Annotated in this window: 13 protein-coding genes; 5 read left to right on the forward strand and 8 right to left on the reverse strand. The window is 66.6% G+C overall.

What is annotated here, in order from left to right:
• Positions 1-71 precede the first annotated feature (71 nt).
• The 3 genes from AB7531_RS36940 to AB7531_RS36950 all read right to left on the reverse strand — a co-directional run bounded on the left by AB7531_RS36940 (position 72) and on the right by AB7531_RS36950 (position 4,532).
• On the reverse strand, positions 72-2,396 hold the full coding sequence (locus tag AB7531_RS36940; protein ID WP_063985451.1) for a xanthine dehydrogenase family protein molybdopterin-binding subunit: 2,325 nt from the start codon (positions 2,394-2,396) through the stop codon (positions 72-74).
• Between the two features lie 227 nt (positions 2,397-2,623).
• Positions 2,624-3,502 carry a dihydrodipicolinate synthase family protein gene (locus tag AB7531_RS36945; RefSeq protein WP_063985452.1) on the reverse strand — a complete coding sequence of 293 codons (879 nt, stop codon included), beginning with the start codon at positions 3,500-3,502 and terminating at the stop codon, positions 2,624-2,626.
• 64 nt (positions 3,503-3,566) lie between these two features.
• Positions 3,567-4,532, reverse strand: coding sequence for a VOC family protein (locus AB7531_RS36950; protein WP_063985453.1), 966 nt, complete (start codon positions 4,530-4,532; stop codon positions 3,567-3,569).
• A 200-nt stretch (positions 4,533-4,732) separates the two neighbouring features.
• Between AB7531_RS36950 and AB7531_RS36955 the strand changes: the two genes are divergently transcribed.
• Together AB7531_RS36955 and AB7531_RS36960 are read left to right on the forward strand one after the other, a co-directional pair.
• Positions 4,733-5,599 carry a S1C family serine protease gene (locus AB7531_RS36955; protein ID WP_063985454.1) on the forward strand — a complete coding sequence of 289 codons (867 nt, stop codon included), beginning with the start codon at positions 4,733-4,735 and terminating at the stop codon, positions 5,597-5,599.
• Positions 5,596-5,967: a response regulator transcription factor gene (locus AB7531_RS36960; protein WP_063985455.1), complete on the forward strand. Its 372-nt coding sequence runs from the start codon at positions 5,596-5,598 to the stop codon at positions 5,965-5,967. The genes AB7531_RS36955 and AB7531_RS36960 overlap by 4 nt, the downstream gene beginning before the upstream one ends.
• A 12-nt stretch (positions 5,968-5,979) precedes the next feature.
• On the opposite strand, the gene AB7531_RS36965 is transcribed toward AB7531_RS36960, so the two are convergent.
• The 4 genes from AB7531_RS36965 to AB7531_RS36980 all read right to left on the reverse strand — a co-directional run bounded on the left by AB7531_RS36965 (position 5,980) and on the right by AB7531_RS36980 (position 11,088).
• Positions 5,980-7,056: a sensor histidine kinase gene (locus tag AB7531_RS36965; RefSeq protein WP_063985456.1), complete on the reverse strand. Its 1,077-nt coding sequence runs from the start codon at positions 7,054-7,056 to the stop codon at positions 5,980-5,982.
• The gene (locus AB7531_RS36970; protein WP_063985457.1) at positions 7,043-7,735 is read right to left on the reverse strand and encodes a response regulator transcription factor; all 693 of its coding nucleotides are present in this window, start codon (positions 7,733-7,735) and stop codon (positions 7,043-7,045) included. The genes AB7531_RS36965 and AB7531_RS36970 overlap by 14 nt, the downstream gene beginning before the upstream one ends.
• A gap of 100 nt (positions 7,736-7,835) precedes the next feature.
• Positions 7,836-8,411, reverse strand: a complete 576-nt coding sequence (locus AB7531_RS36975) for a hypothetical protein (RefSeq protein WP_063985458.1) — start codon at positions 8,409-8,411, stop codon at positions 7,836-7,838.
• Between the two features lie 340 nt (positions 8,412-8,751).
• Positions 8,752-11,088 carry a Tex family protein gene (locus AB7531_RS36980; RefSeq protein WP_231143621.1) on the reverse strand — a complete coding sequence of 779 codons (2,337 nt, stop codon included), beginning with the start codon at positions 11,086-11,088 and terminating at the stop codon, positions 8,752-8,754.
• Between the two features lie 246 nt (positions 11,089-11,334).
• On the opposite strand from AB7531_RS36980, the gene AB7531_RS36985 reads away from it, so the two are divergent.
• A complete protein-coding gene (locus AB7531_RS36985; protein ID WP_166081270.1) occupies positions 11,335-12,441 on the forward strand; it encodes a ring-opening amidohydrolase in 1,107 nt (368 codons plus the stop codon).
• Between the two features lie 112 nt (positions 12,442-12,553).
• Positions 12,554-14,023 carry an amidase gene (locus AB7531_RS36990; RefSeq protein WP_014492253.1) on the forward strand — a complete coding sequence of 490 codons (1,470 nt, stop codon included), beginning with the start codon at positions 12,554-12,556 and terminating at the stop codon, positions 14,021-14,023.
• A 38-nt stretch (positions 14,024-14,061) separates the two neighbouring features.
• On the opposite strand, the gene AB7531_RS36995 is transcribed toward AB7531_RS36990, so the two are convergent.
• On the reverse strand, positions 14,062-14,379 hold the full coding sequence (locus tag AB7531_RS36995) for a hypothetical protein (protein WP_028151536.1): 318 nt from the start codon (positions 14,377-14,379) through the stop codon (positions 14,062-14,064).
• A 161-nt stretch (positions 14,380-14,540) separates the two neighbouring features.
• On the opposite strand from AB7531_RS36995, the gene AB7531_RS37000 reads away from it, so the two are divergent.
• Entirely contained in the window at positions 14,541-15,449 is a 909-nt protein-coding gene (locus tag AB7531_RS37000; RefSeq protein ID WP_063985461.1) for a PaaI family thioesterase, read from the forward strand.
• The last annotated feature ends 29 nt before the right edge of the window (positions 15,450-15,478 follow it).

Consider the following 15,478-nt stretch of genomic DNA (forward strand, 5'->3'; position numbering starts at 1 on the left):
GGGTTCGCGCGTTGCGCGCCCCGGGACGACAGTTGGGTATGAGGCGGCAGCTAGCGCAACAACGCCTTCCGCTAACCCGCCACCTTCGCGTCCCGGATCGCCTTCCAGATCTTCTGCGGCGTCAGCGGCGTGTTGAGCTGGGTGATGCCGAGCTCGGCGAGTGCGTCCATCACGCCGTTGGTGACGCAGGGCGGGCCGCCGATGGCGCCGGATTCGCCGCAGCCCTTGGCGCCGAGCGGATTGGTGCGGCAGGGCGCGGAGTCGTCGAGCGTGACCTCGATCGGCGGAACGTCGTCAGCACGGGGGATGCAATAGTCCTGGTAGCTCGCGGTGAGGAGCTGGCCGTCCTCATCGTAGGACACGCCCTCGTACAGCGCTTGTCCAATGCCCTGCGCGACGCCGCCATGGATCTGGCCGGTGACCAGCATCGGGTTCACGGCGACACCGACGTCGTCGACGGTGGTGTAGCGCACGACCTTGGACACGCCGGTCTCCGGGTCGATCTCGACCTCGCAGATATGCGTGCCGTTCGGCCAGCTTGGGCCATCGACCTCACCTTCGGAATCGACGCTGAGCTTGGCGCCGCCCTCCTTCTCGGCGAGATCGAACAGGCTGATGCGGCGGTCGGTGCCGACCACGGTGAGCATGCCGCCCTGATATTCGATATCCTCGACCGAGGTCTCGAGCACGTTGGCCGCCTTCTCGCGCGCCTTCTGAATCAGGTCGTTGGAGGAAACTGCCACGGCCGTGCCGCCGACGAACAGCGAGCGCGAGCCGACGCTGCCGAAGCCCATCGCAAGATCAGTGTCACCCTGGACGACGTCGATCTTGTCCATGGCAATGCCGAGCGTGTCGGAGATCATCTGGGTATAGGTGGTCTGCAGCCCCTGCCCCATCGCCATGGTGCCGGAATGCAGCACGACGCGGCCCTGCGACGTCGCATGCAGGCTGACCTTCTCGGTGTGGGCGCGGCCGCCGGTCCATTCGATGTAGGACGTGAGCCCGCGGCCGTAGAGCAGGCCCTTCTTCTTCGCCGCCTTCTTGCGCGCGGCAAAGCCGTCCCAATCCGCAAGCTTCACGGCGCGATCGAGCATGTGCGCGAAGGCGCCGGAATCGTAAACCTGGCCCGCAGCGTTGGTGTAGGGCAGCTGCGTCGGCTTGATGTAGTTCGCCTTACGGATCGCACGCGGATCCATGCCGATCTTTCGCGCGGCGGCGTCGAACAGACGCTCGACGATGAACACCGCTTCAGGCCGGCCCGCGCCGCGATAGGCGCCGACCGGCGCGGTGTGGGTCATCACCGACTGCACCTCGAAATGCACCAGCGGCAAATCGTAGACGCCGGTCTGCACGAACGGCCCGAGCACCAGAGGGATGATGTTCGCCGCGCCCGAGGAGTACGCGCCGGTGCAGCCGATCGACTTGACGCGATAGGCCAGCACCTTGCCCTTCTCGTCGAGCGCGAAGGAGGCCGTCGAGGTGAGATCGCGGCCATGGGTGCCGCCGACGAATTCGTCGGTGCGGTCGCCGCGCCAGCGGATCTTCCTGTTCAGCTTGGTTGCGGCATAGGCGACGATGCCATCCTCGGGATAGAGGTTGGTCTTCTGGCCAAAGCCGCCGCCGATGTCGCCGACCAGCACGCGGACGCTGTCCTTGGGGCGCTTGAGCACGGCTTCCGCCAGCACGTCGCGGGTCGAGGCCGGCGTCTGCGACTGCACATGCAGGAGGAGGCGGCCGGTCTTCTTGTCAATCTCGGCAATGGTCGAGCGCGGCTCCATCGCGGAGGGCACCAGACGCTGGCTGACGATGTCGAGCTCGACCGTATGCGCAGCCTTGGCAAACGCTTCGTCCGCCTTGGCGGCATCGCCATAGCTCATCGCGCCGACGATGTTGTCGGGCGCCTCGGGCCATACCACGGGCGCGCCGGGCTTGACCGCCTCGACAGGATCGACCACCGCGGGCTGCACGTCGTATTCGATCACGATCGCTTCGGCCGCGCTTTGCGCTTCCGCACGAGAGGCGGCCACCACCGCCGCAATCGCTTCGCCGGCGTAGCGGACGATCTCATGGGCGAGCAGGCGGCGCGGCGGCACCGTCATCGGCTTGCCGTCGGGGCGCTTGAAGATGCTCAGGGTCGGAATGGTGCCGATATCGTCCTTGACGAGGTCAGCGCCGGTGTAGATCGCGGTGACGCCCGGCATCGATGCCGCAGCGCCGGTGTCGATCGAGACGATCTTCGCGTGGGCATGCGGCGAGCGCAGCACATGCAACCACAGCGCGCCTTCCTCCGGCTTGTCGTCGATGAACTGCCCCTTCCCGGTGAGCAGCCGCTGGTCTTCCAAACGCTTGACGGGCTGGCCCGCTCCGAAACGCAAATTGCCGGGAAGAATGTTCATTCCGTGGGGTCCTCAGGGTCTTTTCGAAACTGCGGGCAGCCTTTTAGCGGATCGATCGGAGGCATACCAGCCGCGGTTTTGGGCGGGATATCCACGATTTCGGCATGCCGTCTCGCAAATCCGCGATTCCGTAGGGTGGGCAAAGGCGCGCTTGCGCCGTGCCCACCATCTCTCAACGGATGATCGGGATGGTGGGCACGCTACGCTTTGCCCACCCAAAGGCACTGCTACGGAGAAAGCTCCCTCAACGCCGCTTCCACGACCTTGCGCGCCTCCACGGTCAGCGCGGCCTGCGGCGGGACGGGATCGCCGACGTCGTAGCCCTGGATCGCCAAGCCCGCCTTGATGCAGGCGGCGAGGTTGAAGCGGGCGAAAGCCTCGTTGATCCGCCACAGTCTGCGCTGGAGCGCCATGGCCTCGTCCCAGCGGCCGGCCTTGCAGAGGTCGTAGAGCGCGACGCTCTGGCGCGGGATGATGCAGGCCGGTCCCGCCATCCAGCCGAGCCCGCCGATCAGCATCACCGCCGCCGGGATATGGGCGGAAGCCGAGAACACGCGCAAGGCATCGCCGCAGCGGTTCATGATCGAGAGCAGCCGGCCGGTATTGGTCGAGGCGTCCTTGATGTAGCCGATGCGCGGATGTTCAGCGAGGCGCGCGATGATGTCGAGGGTGAGGTCGGAGCGCTGGAATTGCGGATTGGTGTAGATGACGACGGGGATGTCGACGGCATCCGCGATGCTGCGGAAGTAGGATTCGACCTGGGCGTCGGCGAGCGGAAAGTACGCTTCCAGGATCGCCAGGATGCCGTTGGCGCCGAGCCTCTGATAGGCCCTCGCCTGCGCCACTGCGTCCGCCGTCGCGGTGGAGGCGACGCCGGCCACAACCGGCACGCGGCCCTTCGCGGCCTCGATGGTGGTCTGCACGATCGCGGTGCGTTGCGCGGCATTGAGATAGGCGAACTCGCCAGTCGAACCCAGCGGCGTCAGCCCGTGCACGCCTGCGCCGATCAAATCGTCGCAGAGCTTGCCGAGGACTTCGGTGCGCACCGTGCCATCGGCATCGACGGGCGAAACGAGATAGGGAAAGACGCCGTGAAAATCGGGCATGTCAGGCTGAACCCCGGAAAATTGGCTAGCGCCTGACCGGTCATAGCAATGCCCGCGCTAGCGATCAAACCCTGATCAGGCGCACCCGCGTGCCCCAGGGATCGACGGCCTCCAGACCGTTGGCGAGCGCTGTGACCTGCGCACCGCCTTTGCGCAGGCGTTCCTCCTGCGCGGCGAGAATGTCCTGCTTCGCCATCACCAGCGAGAACCAGGCAAGCCCCGTCGTCTGATCGTCACGTTGGCCGGCCCCCTGGCTCTGCCAGACGTTCATGCCGAGGTGATGGTGATAGCGGCCCGACGACAGGAACGCGGCGCCGCCACGGCGGCGGGTCGGATCGAGGCCGACCGTGCCGTGATAGAACCGTTCGGCCTCGGCGAGATCGCCGACACGCAGATGCATGTGGCCGACGCGCAGACCGTCCGGCGCCTTGGCGTAGTCTGCCACGCGCGTGTTGGTCAGCGACAAGAGGTCAGGGATGTTGAGCTCGTCGCTCGCCATCTTCACGCTGCCCTCGCTCCACTGCCATTGCGAGGGATCGCGGTCGGCATAGACCTCGATGCCGTTGCCTTCGGGGTCGTCGAGATAGACGGATTCACTGACGAGATGATCGGCAAAGCCCGACAGCTTCACGCGATGCGAGGCGGCGTGCACCAGCCAGCGCGCGAGATCTTTGCGCGACGGCATCAGGAAGGCGGTGTGGTAGAGGCCCGCGGCGTTGCGCGGCTCGATCGCGGCCTCGGGACGGGCTTCCAGCACGAGCAGCGTGATGCCGGCCGTGCCGAGCGTCGCGGCGGTCGCGGAGCGCTCCATCACGGTGAGCCCGATCACGTCGCGATAGTAGTCCGCGACCTTGTCGAGGTTCTTGACCCGGAGCGTCACCATGCCCACCCGCATCGGCGTGCGGCTGGCATAGGTCGGCCCGCCGCCTTGCGGCATGCCCTCGGCCCGAGCGGCGGCGGCGGCCGCCATCGCGAGCGAGGTCGCACCGGCGAGTTGAAGCAGGGTGCGGCGGGTGAGGTCGACGGTCATCGGTCGGGGCTCGCTGGAAACGCTGGAGGTCGTACAGTGCAATTCCTGGATTGCTACACGTTCCCGTGAAGGCGTCCCAATCACATGTTCGTCGGCCGCGGCCCTGCGGAGGCCGGTCCGCCCCGTCTGTCCTGGCCACCCGGCCAGTTTCGCAATCGCCCGCGACATCCCAGATTGAGGATAATCTACAGGAGCCTTCCATGACCGACCCCACTCCTCTGTCGTCCCTTTCGTCCGCGCTCGCGGATGTCGTGGCGCGCACCGCGCCGTCCGTCGTCGCCGTGCATTCGCATCGCTCCCGCGCCACCGGCTTCGTCTGGAAACCCGGCTTGATCGTCACTGCCGACGAAGCGCTGGCCGACGAGGGCGATATCCAGATCAGCCTCCCCGACGGCAGCAATGCTGCCGCCACAATCGTCGGCCGCGACCATACGACCGACATCGCGCTGTTGCGCACCGATGCCAGTCTTGCGCCGGTCAAGCTGGCCGCGACCGTTCCGCCCCTCGGCACGCTGTCGGTCGTCGTCGCCACCGATCGCGATGCGCCGAGCGCGGCGCTCGGCATGGTATCACTGTCCGGCAAGAGCTGGCGCTCCTTGCGCGGCGGCGACATCGATGCGCGTATCGAGCTCGACGTGCGCCTGCGCTTCGCGCAGCAAGGCGGGCTCGCACTCGACGCAACAGGCGACGCCTTCGGCATGGCCGTGCTCGGGCCGCGGCGGGTCCTGGTGATCCCGACGGCGACAATCGAGCGGGTCGCGGCACAGCTCGAGGCGCGCGGTCGCATCGCCCGCGGATATCTCGGCCTCGGGCTCCAGCCGGTGCGGCTCGACGATGGCATCGGTGCGATGGTGATGAATGTCGACAAGGCCGGTCCTTCGGCTGCGGCCGGCATCCGCCAGGGCGACGTCATCGTGGCGGTCAACGGCCAGAAGCTCTCCGGCGTGCGTGCGCTGTCGCGGACGCTGGGACCTGCGAGCGTCGGCACGGTGGTCGATGTCGCGGTGCGCCGCGGCGGCGAGCCAGTCAGCTTCAAGGTCACGATCGGCGAGAGGCCGGAGGCGTGAGCGAGGACAACGCGCCCGAGATCGTGCTCGCCCTGGAGATCGACGATCCCGCCCTCGCCGATCGCCTGGCGGTCTTGCTCGGCAACATCGCCGGGCTTCGGCTCGCCGCGCCCGGCGAGGCCGCCACGGCGACGGTCATGGCCCGCGATCCGCGCAGCATGCCGGACGACATCGCGCTGACGCAGCGCGAGCTCGATGTCCTGGCGCTGATGGCGGAAGGCGCGTCCAACAAGCTGATCGCGCGCCAGCTCGGCATTTCCGTGCACACGGTCAAATTCCACGTCGGTTCGCTGCTCGATAAGCTGGATGCCACCGGCCGCACCGACGCGGTCGCGCATGCGGCACGCCGCGGCGTGATCGAGCTATGACGCCGTCAGCTCCTATCGCGCTGGTGTCGCCGGGAAGCTGAGCCGGACCGTGAGGCCCGGCGCATTGTCGTGCAGTGCAATCTCGGCGCCATGGAGACCGGCAACGGCCGCGACCAGGCTCAAGCCCAGACCGTTGCCCGGCGTGTAACGACTCTGTTCGAGCCGGTAGAAGCGCTTGAACACGTGATCGCGCTCTTCGGTGGGAATGCCCGGACCATCGTCGGCGATCGCGATCACCGCTCCGCCGCCGGCACTGCGACAGGTCACGGTGACCTGCCCGCCCGCGCGGCCGTGCTTGATCGCGTTGTCGACGAGATTGGCGATGGCGTCGAACAGCAGGTCGCGGTCCCCCGTAATCGCAACCTCGCGGTCGCCGTCAAGGCTGAGGCGGGTCGCGACCTGCTCGGCCGCGGCGTCGTAGAGCTCGACGACCTCGCCGGCAATCTCGGTGAGGCTCAGCGTGCGAAACGCGCTCCGGCGGGCGCGGGTCTCGATCTCCGAGATCCGGGTGATGGAAGCGAACATGCCGAGCACGGCGTCGAGATCGGCGATGGTATCGCCAATCAGCGTCGCATCGGCCTCGCCATTGCGCGGGGTGTGATAGGCCTTTTCCAGCCGGCCGCGCATGCGTGTCAGCGGCGTGCGCAGATCGTGGGCGACGTTGTCGCTGACCTGCTTGACCTCGCCCATCAGCGTCTCGATGCGGTCGAGCATCTGGTTGAGATTTTCGGCGACGCGGTCCCACTCGTCGTGACTGCCGCGCAAGGGAATGCGCCGGTCGAGCCCCGACAGCATGATGGCGCGACTGGTCGCATTGATCTCCTCGATCCGTCCGACCGTGCGCCGCGTCACCAGCACGGCCGCGACCCCGGCCAGCACGGCCAGCAGCACGGCGACGGCGACCATCGCGAGCTCGATCATCGCGGTGAAGCCGCTGTGATCGCCGGCGTCGCCGACCCGGCCCTGCACATAGGCGATCGTGCCGAAATAGACATAGGCCATGATCGCCGCGACGATCAGGCCGAACGCCGCGATCGCGATCAGTGCCAGACGGAAGGTGGAGGAGCGGAGCGTCTTAGCCAGGAGCACGGATGCAATATCCGATGCCGCGGATCGTATGGATCAGCGGATAGGCCTGGGCATCGTCGACCTTGCGGCGGACCCGCCCGACATAGACGTCGATGATGTTGGTGGAGGGATCGAAGTGCAGATCCCAGACATGCTGGAGCAGCATCGCCCGGGAGACGACGCGGCCTTCGTTGCGGACGAGATATTCGAGCAGCTGGAACTCGCGCGGCAGCAGCGGAATTTTCCGGCCGCGCCGGCTGGCGTTGCGCGCGATCAGGTCGATGGCGAGATCGCCGACCCGCAGGATGGTTTCCTTGGCGACGGTCTCGCTGCGGCGGCCGAGCGCCTCGAGGCGCGCCAGCAGCTCGACGAAGGAGAACGGCTTGACGAGATAGTCATCGCCGCCGGCGCGCAAACCGCGCACGCGGTCGTCGACCTCGCCGAGCGCGGAGATGATCAGGAAGGGTGCGGCGATGCCGTCGTCGCGCAACTGGCGCATCACGGCGATGCCATCGATGTCGGGCAGCATGCGGTCGATGGTGATCACGGCATAGTCGCGGGCGACGCCGTGGCTCAGGGCTTCACGACCCGTCGCGGCAAGATCGACGTCGTAGCCCGAGGTGGTGAGCTCCTCGACGAGCTGGCCTGCGGTTTCCGGATCGTCCTCGACGACCAGAATGCGGCGGTGACCTCCGGTCATGCAAAACTCCGCGCGACGATCGCCACCAGACTATCCCGTTCCGGGGCTGAGCGGAACCGCCCGGTGGCGATCGCGACAATGGTGCGGTACCGCGATGCGACTACCAATAGTCTCCGCACACATTGACCCATTGCCATCCATAGGGCGTCAAGCTCCTGCGCCAGCAACCATCGTCGTAATAGTTGGCATAGTTGGCATAGAAGAACGGCGCGCCGACGAAAGCGAACCGGTTGAAGCGGTGACGGTGGAAGAAGGCATGGCGGCCAATGAACGGCCTGCCGTGCCAGCCCGGGCCAGCAAACCGCGGGCCGAAAGCGGCGCGGGTCGCTAATGGTGCACCGGCAAAGCGCGGCCCGATGGCGGCGCGGGCATTCATTGGCGAGCCGACGAAGCGGGCGCCACCGAAACGAGCACCGCCGATGCCGCCAAATCGCATGCCGCCGCCACCCATACCGCCGACGTGCATACCGCCGCCGAAGCCACCCGCATGCATTCCGCCGCCACCGAAGTGTCCACCACCGCCAAAGCCGCCATGTCCGCCACCGCCGAAGCCGCCACCGCCGTGGCCTCCGCCACCGCCACCGCCGCCGCCGCCACGGGCAAGCACAGGTGAAGCGAGCGCCATCATTGCGGCGAGCGTCACCGCAGTGACGCCTTTGAGAAGCCTGTTGTCCATCGAAGCATCCTCCGTGCTGCGCGGCGATCTTTCTGCCGCGCGAGGAGGATCAGATGAGAGGAAGGGACAGGCACCTTCAACTTACAAACGCGCCAGATTCTGACGCAGGTGTTAGGGACGAACGCTCTTTCGCTCCCTCACCCCGTTCTGACGGGGAGAGGGTGGGGTGAGAGGCTGCGTCCCGCCGAGGCGATCTAAAAAGTGATCGCAACGCTTGTCCCGTGCACCGTCAAGTTACGAGCCGGAGAGACCTTTGATCTGGTCAGCCGCATGCCTTGCCTCACCCGGATCGCTAGCGCGATCCGACCTCTCCCCGCAAGAGCGGGGAGAGGTTAAAGTATCACGCCCGCTTGCCGCCGTTCTTCTCGGCCGCCCGGCGCATGGCCTCCGCGAGGGCACCGCCGCCGGAGGATTCCTGGTTGCGCGGGGCCGACGACGTCATGCGCGCGGGGTTTCGCGAGCTGTTGTCCCGCTGCATGCCGGGCGCATCCTTCTTGGCGCCGACCTCGTCGTCGAGGCGCAATGTCAGCGAGATGCGCTTGCGGGCGACTTCGAAGTCCAGCACTTTCACCTTGACGATGTCGCCGGGCTTCACCACCTCGCGCGGATCCTTGATGTAGTTCCTGGACATCGCCGAGATGTGAACCAGGCCGTCCTGATGCACGCCGATATCGACGAAGGCGCCGAAGGCGGCAACGTTGGTCACGGTCCCCTCGAGGATCATGCCTTTCTGGAGATGCTTGATCTCCTCGACGCCCTCCTTGAACACCGCGGCCTTGAACGCCGGACGCGGGTCGCGGCCGGGCTTCTCGAGCTCGCGCAGGATGTCGGTGACGGTCGGCAGACCAAAGGTCTCGTCGACGAAATCCTTCGGCTTCAATGTGCGGACGATCTCGCTGCTGCCGATCAGCGCCTTGATGTCGCTCTTGGTGGCGCTGAGAATCCGGCGCACAACGGGATAGGCTTCCGGATGCACGCCGGAGGCGTCGAGCGGATCTTCGCCGCCGAGGATGCGCAGGAAGCCGGCACACTGCTCGAACGCCTTCGGCCCGAGCCGCGGCACGTCCTTGAGCGCCTTGCGCGACTTGAACGGGCCGTTGGCGTCGCGGTGTGCCACGATGCTCGAGGCAAGGCCGGAGCCGACGCCCGACACGCGGGCCAGCAGCGGCGCCGAGGCGGTGTTGACGTCGACGCCGACCGCGTTCACGCAGTCTTCGACCACGGCATCGAGCGATTTGGCGAGCTTGGCCTGGCCGAGGTCGTGCTGATACTGGCCGACGCCGATTGCCTTGGGCTCGATCTTGACGAGCTCGGCGAGCGGATCCTGGAGCCGCCGCGCGATCGAGACCGCGCCGCGCAGGGTGACGTCGAGACCCGGCAACTCCTCCGAGGCGAAGGCCGAGGCCGAATAGACCGACGCGCCGGCTTCCGACACCACGATCTTGGTCATCTTCAGCTCGGCCAGGCCCTTGACGAGATCGCCTGCGAGCTTGTCGGTCTCGCGCGAGGCGGTGCCGTTGCCGATCGCGATCAGCTCGACGCGATGCTTCAGCGCAAGCTTGCCGATGATCGCAAGCGCCTCGTTCCACTGCCGCTGCGGCTCGTGCGGATAGATCACGGCGGTATCGACCACCTTGCCGGTCGCGTCGGTGACGGCGACCTTGACGCCGGTGCGGTAGCCGGGATCGAGCCCCATGGTGACGCGGGTGCCGGCGGGTGCCGCGAGCAGCAGGTCGCGCAAATTGGAGGCGAACACGCGCACGGCCTCGGTCTCGGCGGCGTTCCACAGCCGCATGCGCAGGTCGATGTTGAGATGCACCTGGATCTTGGTGCGCCAGGCCCAGCGCACGGTGTCGATCAGCCAGCGGTCGCCGGCGCGCTTGAGGTCGGCGATGCCGAACCGCTTCATGATCTTCAATTCATAAGCGCTCGGCACGCCCGGCGGCGACGCTTCGGCTTCGGCCTGGATCTGGAGATCGAGGACCTCTTCCTTCTCGCCGCGGAACATCGCGAGGATGCGGTGCGACGGGAGCTTCGTCAGCGGCTCGGAGAACTCGAAATAATCGGCGAACTTCTCGCCCTCGGTCTTCTTGCCGTCGCGCACCTTGGAGGCCATGCGCGCGTTGGTCCACACCTCCTCGCGCAAAGCACCGATCAGGTCGGCGTCCTCGTCGAAGCGCTCGACCAGGATGGCGCGGGCGCCATCGAGCGCGGCAGCGGCATCGGCCACGCCCTTCTCGGCGTTGATGAAGGTTTCGGCCACGACCTTCGGATCGTTGCCCGGCTCCGCCATCAGCTGATTGGCGAGCGGCTCGAGCCCGGCTTCCTTGGCGATCTCGGCCTTGGTGCGGCGCTTCGGCTTGAACGGCAGGTAGATGTCTTCGAGGCGCGCCTTGCTGTCGGCGGCGAGAATGGAGGCTTCGAGCGCGGCATCGAGCTTGCCCTGCTCGCGGACCGATTCGAGGATCGCCTTGCGGCGGTCTTCGAGCTCGCGCAAATAGCCCAGGCGCTCCTCCAGGGTGCGCAATTGCGCGTCGTCGAGCGCACCGGTCGCTTCCTTGCGGTAGCGGGCGATGAAGGGAACCGTGGCGCCGCCGTCGAGCAACGTCACCGTCGCCTCGACCTGCTCCGCCCGTACCCCAAGCTCCTGCGCAATTTTCTGGTTGATATTTGCCACGCGAGAATCCCTCTATCAAGCACGCGACGCGGGGGCGAACCACCGGCAGCGGGACGCCGCTTATGGACCAACCGAGGTTGATTCATCAAGGTGCGGCGCGCAACCGTCGACAGAGGATTTTTTTGTTGAACCGGATGCGATCTCGCCACATTCGTGGGTGCCTGCGCCCTGCTTGTGCCTTGACATGCGCGTCCGTTCCACGGCTGGTTCATCCGCCGGACCACCGAACTCCACACGAGGACTGCAATGCGGACAGCATCGGTCGGCGTCTTCAGGGTCGCCACCACCGGCCCCGGCGACGTCTCCGGCCTCATGGCCATGATCGGCTCCGGCGCGATCGACCCGACAACGATTTTGGCCATCCTCGGCAAGACCGAAGGCAATGGCGGCGTCAACGATTTTACGCGGGAATATGCCGTTGCTGCGTTGTGCACCGCGCTGGCGCCAGAACTCGGCCTTTCGCCAGAGGCGGTCGAGCAGCGCATCGCCTTCGTGATGTCGGGTGGCACCGAAGGCGTCCTCAGCCCGCATATCACGGTGTTCACGCGGCGCGAGGCTGAGCGCCCGGCAGGCATGTCCGGCAAGCGCTTGAGCATCGGCATGGCGCACACGCGGGACTTCCTCCCCGAAGAGATCGGCCGCTCCGCACAGATCGTGGAAACGGCCAAGGCGGTGACTGCCGCGATGGCGGATGCCAGCATCACCGATCCCGCCGACGTCCATTTCGTGCAGATCAAATGCCCGCTGCTTACCAGCGACCGCGTCGAAGCGGCAAACGCGCGCGGCAACACGACGGCCACGACCAGCGCCTACAGCTCGATGGCCTATTCGCGCGGCGCCTCCGCGCTTGGGGTCGCGGTCGCGCTCGGCGAGATCGCTTCCGATATCAGCGACGACGACGTGCTGCGGCGCTACGATCTGTTCTCGTCGGTTGCGTCCACCTCGTCAGGGATCGAGCTGATGCACAACGTCATCATCGTGCTCGGCAACTCGGCGTCTTCAGCGAGCGAGTTCGAGATCGGCCACGCCGTGATGAACGATGCGATCGATGTCCCGGCGGTGGTTTCGGCGCTGAAAAGCGTTGGCCTTGGCGTCGCGCCGCTAGCCACCGAGGGCCGCGAGCTCGTCAATATCTTCGCCAAGGCCGAGGCCTCGCCTGATGGCAGAGTGCGCGGCTTCCGCCACACCATGCTGGAGGATACCGACATCAGCTCGACGCGCCATGCCCGCGCAGCCGTCGGCGGCCTGATCGCCGGCCTCGCCGGCACCGGCGCGGTCTATGTCTCCGGCGGTGCCGAGCATCAGGGGCCGGCGGGCGGCGGCCCGGTTGCGGTGATCGCACGGCTGTCTTAATGACGCTGCGACCTCTCCGCCCGGCGCAACCCTGCCCTTCGCGCCGGCTCAGTTGATTCACGCGGGCCCTTGCGAAAAAGGTGACGCCGCTACCCACGGGGATTTGGACTTCATGACTTTGCCGATGAGCTGGAACGAATGGGCGCAGCACGATGGCGTCGGACTGGCGGCGCGCGTCCGCAAGGGCGAGCTGACGGCGAAGGAGCTGGCGCGCCAGGCGGCTGCGGGCGTCGCCAAGGTCAATCCGGCACTGTCGGGCGTGGTCGAGCTGTTCGAGGACGTGATCGCCGATCCGGCCAAGGACGGCGCCAATCTTGCCGGCCCGTTCGCCGGCCTGCCCTTCCTGATGAAGGACCTCGGACCGACCATGAAGGGCCGGCTGCAGGAGATGGGCTCGCTGCTGATGCGCGGCAATCGCGCCGCGGCCGATACGTTTCTCACCGGTAAATTCCGTCAGGCAGGCCTCAACCTGATCGGACGCACGACGACGCCGGAATTCGGCGTGTGCAGCTCGGCCGACAATCCCGCCGTCTACGTGACGCGCAATCCCTGGAATACCGACTACACCACCTGCGGCTCGTCCGCGGGCAGCGCGGCGATGGTCGCGGCCGGCGTCGTCCCGATCGCGCATGCGACCGACGGCGGCGGCTCGATCCGCATTCCCGCCGGCGTCAACGGCAATATCGGTTTGAAAGTATCGCGCGGCGTGTTCTCGCTCGCGCCGCACATGTCCGATCTCACCGGCCTCGTCTCGATCCAGGGCTGTCAATCGCGCTCGGTGCGCGACACCGCTGCCTTCGTCGATCATGCCCGTGGACCTGCGCCCGGCGAGTTCATGCCATTCTGGACGACGGCGCAGCCCTATTCCGAGATGATCAAGCGCGACCCGTCAAAGCTTCGCATCGCGCTGTCGCACACCTGGGGCGACTACACCGCAACGCCGGAGATCGCCGCCGAGCTGGAGAAAACCGGCCGCTTCCTCGAAGGCCTCGGCCATCACGTCGAATACGCGCTGCCCGAACTCGACTTCCGCGCCGCGTTCGCGGCGCAGACCACCTGCTACATCAGCAATTTTGCCGTGGTGATCTCCAACATGCTCGCCGCACGCGGGCTGGAAAAGCCGCCGGAAGATCTGATCGAGCCCATGAACATCAGGATCTGGGAAGCCGGTCGGCACACGAGCTTCGCCGAGCGGGCGAAGATGCAAGGCGTGTTCAACACCACGTCACGTGGCTTCGGCGCGTTCTTCGAGCAGTGGGACGTGATCCTGACGCCGATCACCGCGTTGCCGACGCCGAAGGTCGGCACCAGGGAATATCTCACCATCTCCGACAACCCTGACGTCCTCGACTGGTTCGGCAATCTCTGGCGCTTCTTCGCCTTTACGCCGCTGGCCAATCTCTGCGGCATGCCGGCGATCTCGATGCCGATGGCAGAGCAAGACCACGGCCTGCCGCTCGGCATCCAGGCCATCGCCAAGCAGGCCAATGACGGCCTGCTCCTGCAACTCGCCGCCCAGATCGAGCGCGCGCTCGACGGCAAGTGGAACGGCGGCAAGAAGCCGAAGGTGCATGTGGGCTGAGAGATTGCGATCGCATTCACAAGCGATCGCCCGCGATCTCAATTCTTCACCGTCGGGATCACCTCCGCCGGCTGTTGCTGCCCCTGCCTGTACATTGCCAGCGCCTTGTCGAGCGCCTCGCGCAGCGCCAGCGCTGCGGCCACGCTGCAACGCAAGTGCGCGGTCTGGACCACGTCGACCCTGACGGCGGCCCCGACCGGCATCAGCAGGTTCGCGGCGAGCTCGATCTGGATCGCGCCGTTGTGGTGTCCGAAGCAGGATGCGCCGTCGAAATAGATGATCGGTGCCCGTTCCGAGCTGGAGCTCGAAATGGTCACGGGCCCCTGATTGGTGGCGGGTGTTTCGGGGTCGGCCATGGGCACTCCTTGGGGCTAGTCGACGGACGAAGCGCCCACCATCGTTGCTTCGGCACACCATGTCGAGGCCAAACCGGCCCAGACAGACCTGCCTGCGGACCTGCCTGATGAGCCCCTTTCGGGGTTTTGCGCGGCGAGCGACACTGGTCTAGAACGTCGTCATGTCCACTTCACCCACCACGCTGCCGTTCGAAGAACTCGCCGAGGCGATCAAGGGCCGCCGCTCCGACTACGGCCATATCAGCGGGCTCCAGCTCGACCGCTTCGCCCCCGCCGAGGCCTGGTCCAGCCTGCCCTATCGTCCGGTCTTCGTCGGCGACACCGAGACCGGCGTGCTGCATGGCGGCGTCGTCACCGCGATGCTGGACGAGAGCTGCGGCATGGCGGTGCAACTTGCGCTCGACGGCACGCGCGCGATCGCAACCCTGGATCTGCGCATCGATTATCAGAAGCCGGCAACGCCGGGCCTCGACATCAAGGCGCATTCGGTCTGCTACCGCACCACGCGCTCGATCGCCTTCGTGCGCTCCACCGCCTATCAGGACTCCGAGGACGATCCGGTCGCAACCGCGACCGCCTGCTTCATGATCGGCGCCAACCGCACCAACATGCTCGCGGACCGCAGGATGGATTCGCGCAGCATCCCGACGCTGGAGGCGCCCGACGATCCGGACGGCCCGTTCGCCAACAGCCCGTTCGCGCGCTGCCTCGGCATTCGCGTCAATGACGACGGCACGCTGACGATGCCGTTCTCGCCGCAGATCATCGGCAATCCGATCCTGCCCGCGATCCATGGCGGCATGACCGGTGCCTTCCTCGAGACCTCCGCGATCCTCGGCGTGAGGCGCGAGCTCGGCATCGCGGCGCTGCCCAAGCCGATCGGACTCACCGTCAACTATCTGCGTTCCGGACGTGCCCTCGATACCGTCGCCAATGTCTCGATCGTGAAACAGGGCCGGCGTATCGTCGCCTTCGAGGCGCGGGCCTGGCAGGACGATGCGAACAAGCCGATCGCTACCGCTTTCGGCCATTTCATGCTGCGGCCAACGCCCGGAAGTGACGAGGAATAGGCGTATTTTCCCTTGACGACCGGAGTTCC

The organism is Bradyrhizobium sp. 63_E2_N1_3, from assembly GCF_052076005.1.
In the GTDB taxonomy this organism is placed as follows: domain Bacteria; phylum Pseudomonadota; class Alphaproteobacteria; order Rhizobiales; family Xanthobacteraceae; genus Bradyrhizobium; species Bradyrhizobium barranii.

Coding starts and splice junctions, on each gene's coding strand:
- AB7531_RS36940 (WP_063985451.1), bottom strand. CDS start 2,396: ATGAACATTCTTCCCGGCAATTTGCGTTTCGGAGCGGGCCAGCCCGTC.
- AB7531_RS36945 (WP_063985452.1), bottom strand. CDS start 3,502: ATGCCCGATTTTCACGGCGTCTTTCCCTATCTCGTTTCGCCCGTCGAT.
- AB7531_RS36950 (WP_063985453.1), bottom strand. CDS start 4,532: ATGACCGTCGACCTCACCCGCCGCACCCTGCTTCAACTCGCCGGTGCG.
- AB7531_RS36955 (WP_063985454.1), top strand. CDS start 4,733: ATGACCGACCCCACTCCTCTGTCGTCCCTTTCGTCCGCGCTCGCGGAT.
- AB7531_RS36970 (WP_063985457.1), bottom strand. CDS start 7,735: ATGACCGGAGGTCACCGCCGCATTCTGGTCGTCGAGGACGATCCGGAA.
- AB7531_RS36975 (WP_063985458.1), bottom strand. CDS start 8,411: ATGGACAACAGGCTTCTCAAAGGCGTCACTGCGGTGACGCTCGCCGCA.
- AB7531_RS36985 (WP_166081270.1), top strand. CDS start 11,335: ATGCGGACAGCATCGGTCGGCGTCTTCAGGGTCGCCACCACCGGCCCC.
- AB7531_RS36990 (WP_014492253.1), top strand. CDS start 12,554: ATGACTTTGCCGATGAGCTGGAACGAATGGGCGCAGCACGATGGCGTC.
- AB7531_RS36995 (WP_028151536.1), bottom strand. CDS start 14,379: ATGGCCGACCCCGAAACACCCGCCACCAATCAGGGGCCCGTGACCATT.
- AB7531_RS37000 (WP_063985461.1), top strand. CDS start 14,541: ATGTCCACTTCACCCACCACGCTGCCGTTCGAAGAACTCGCCGAGGCG.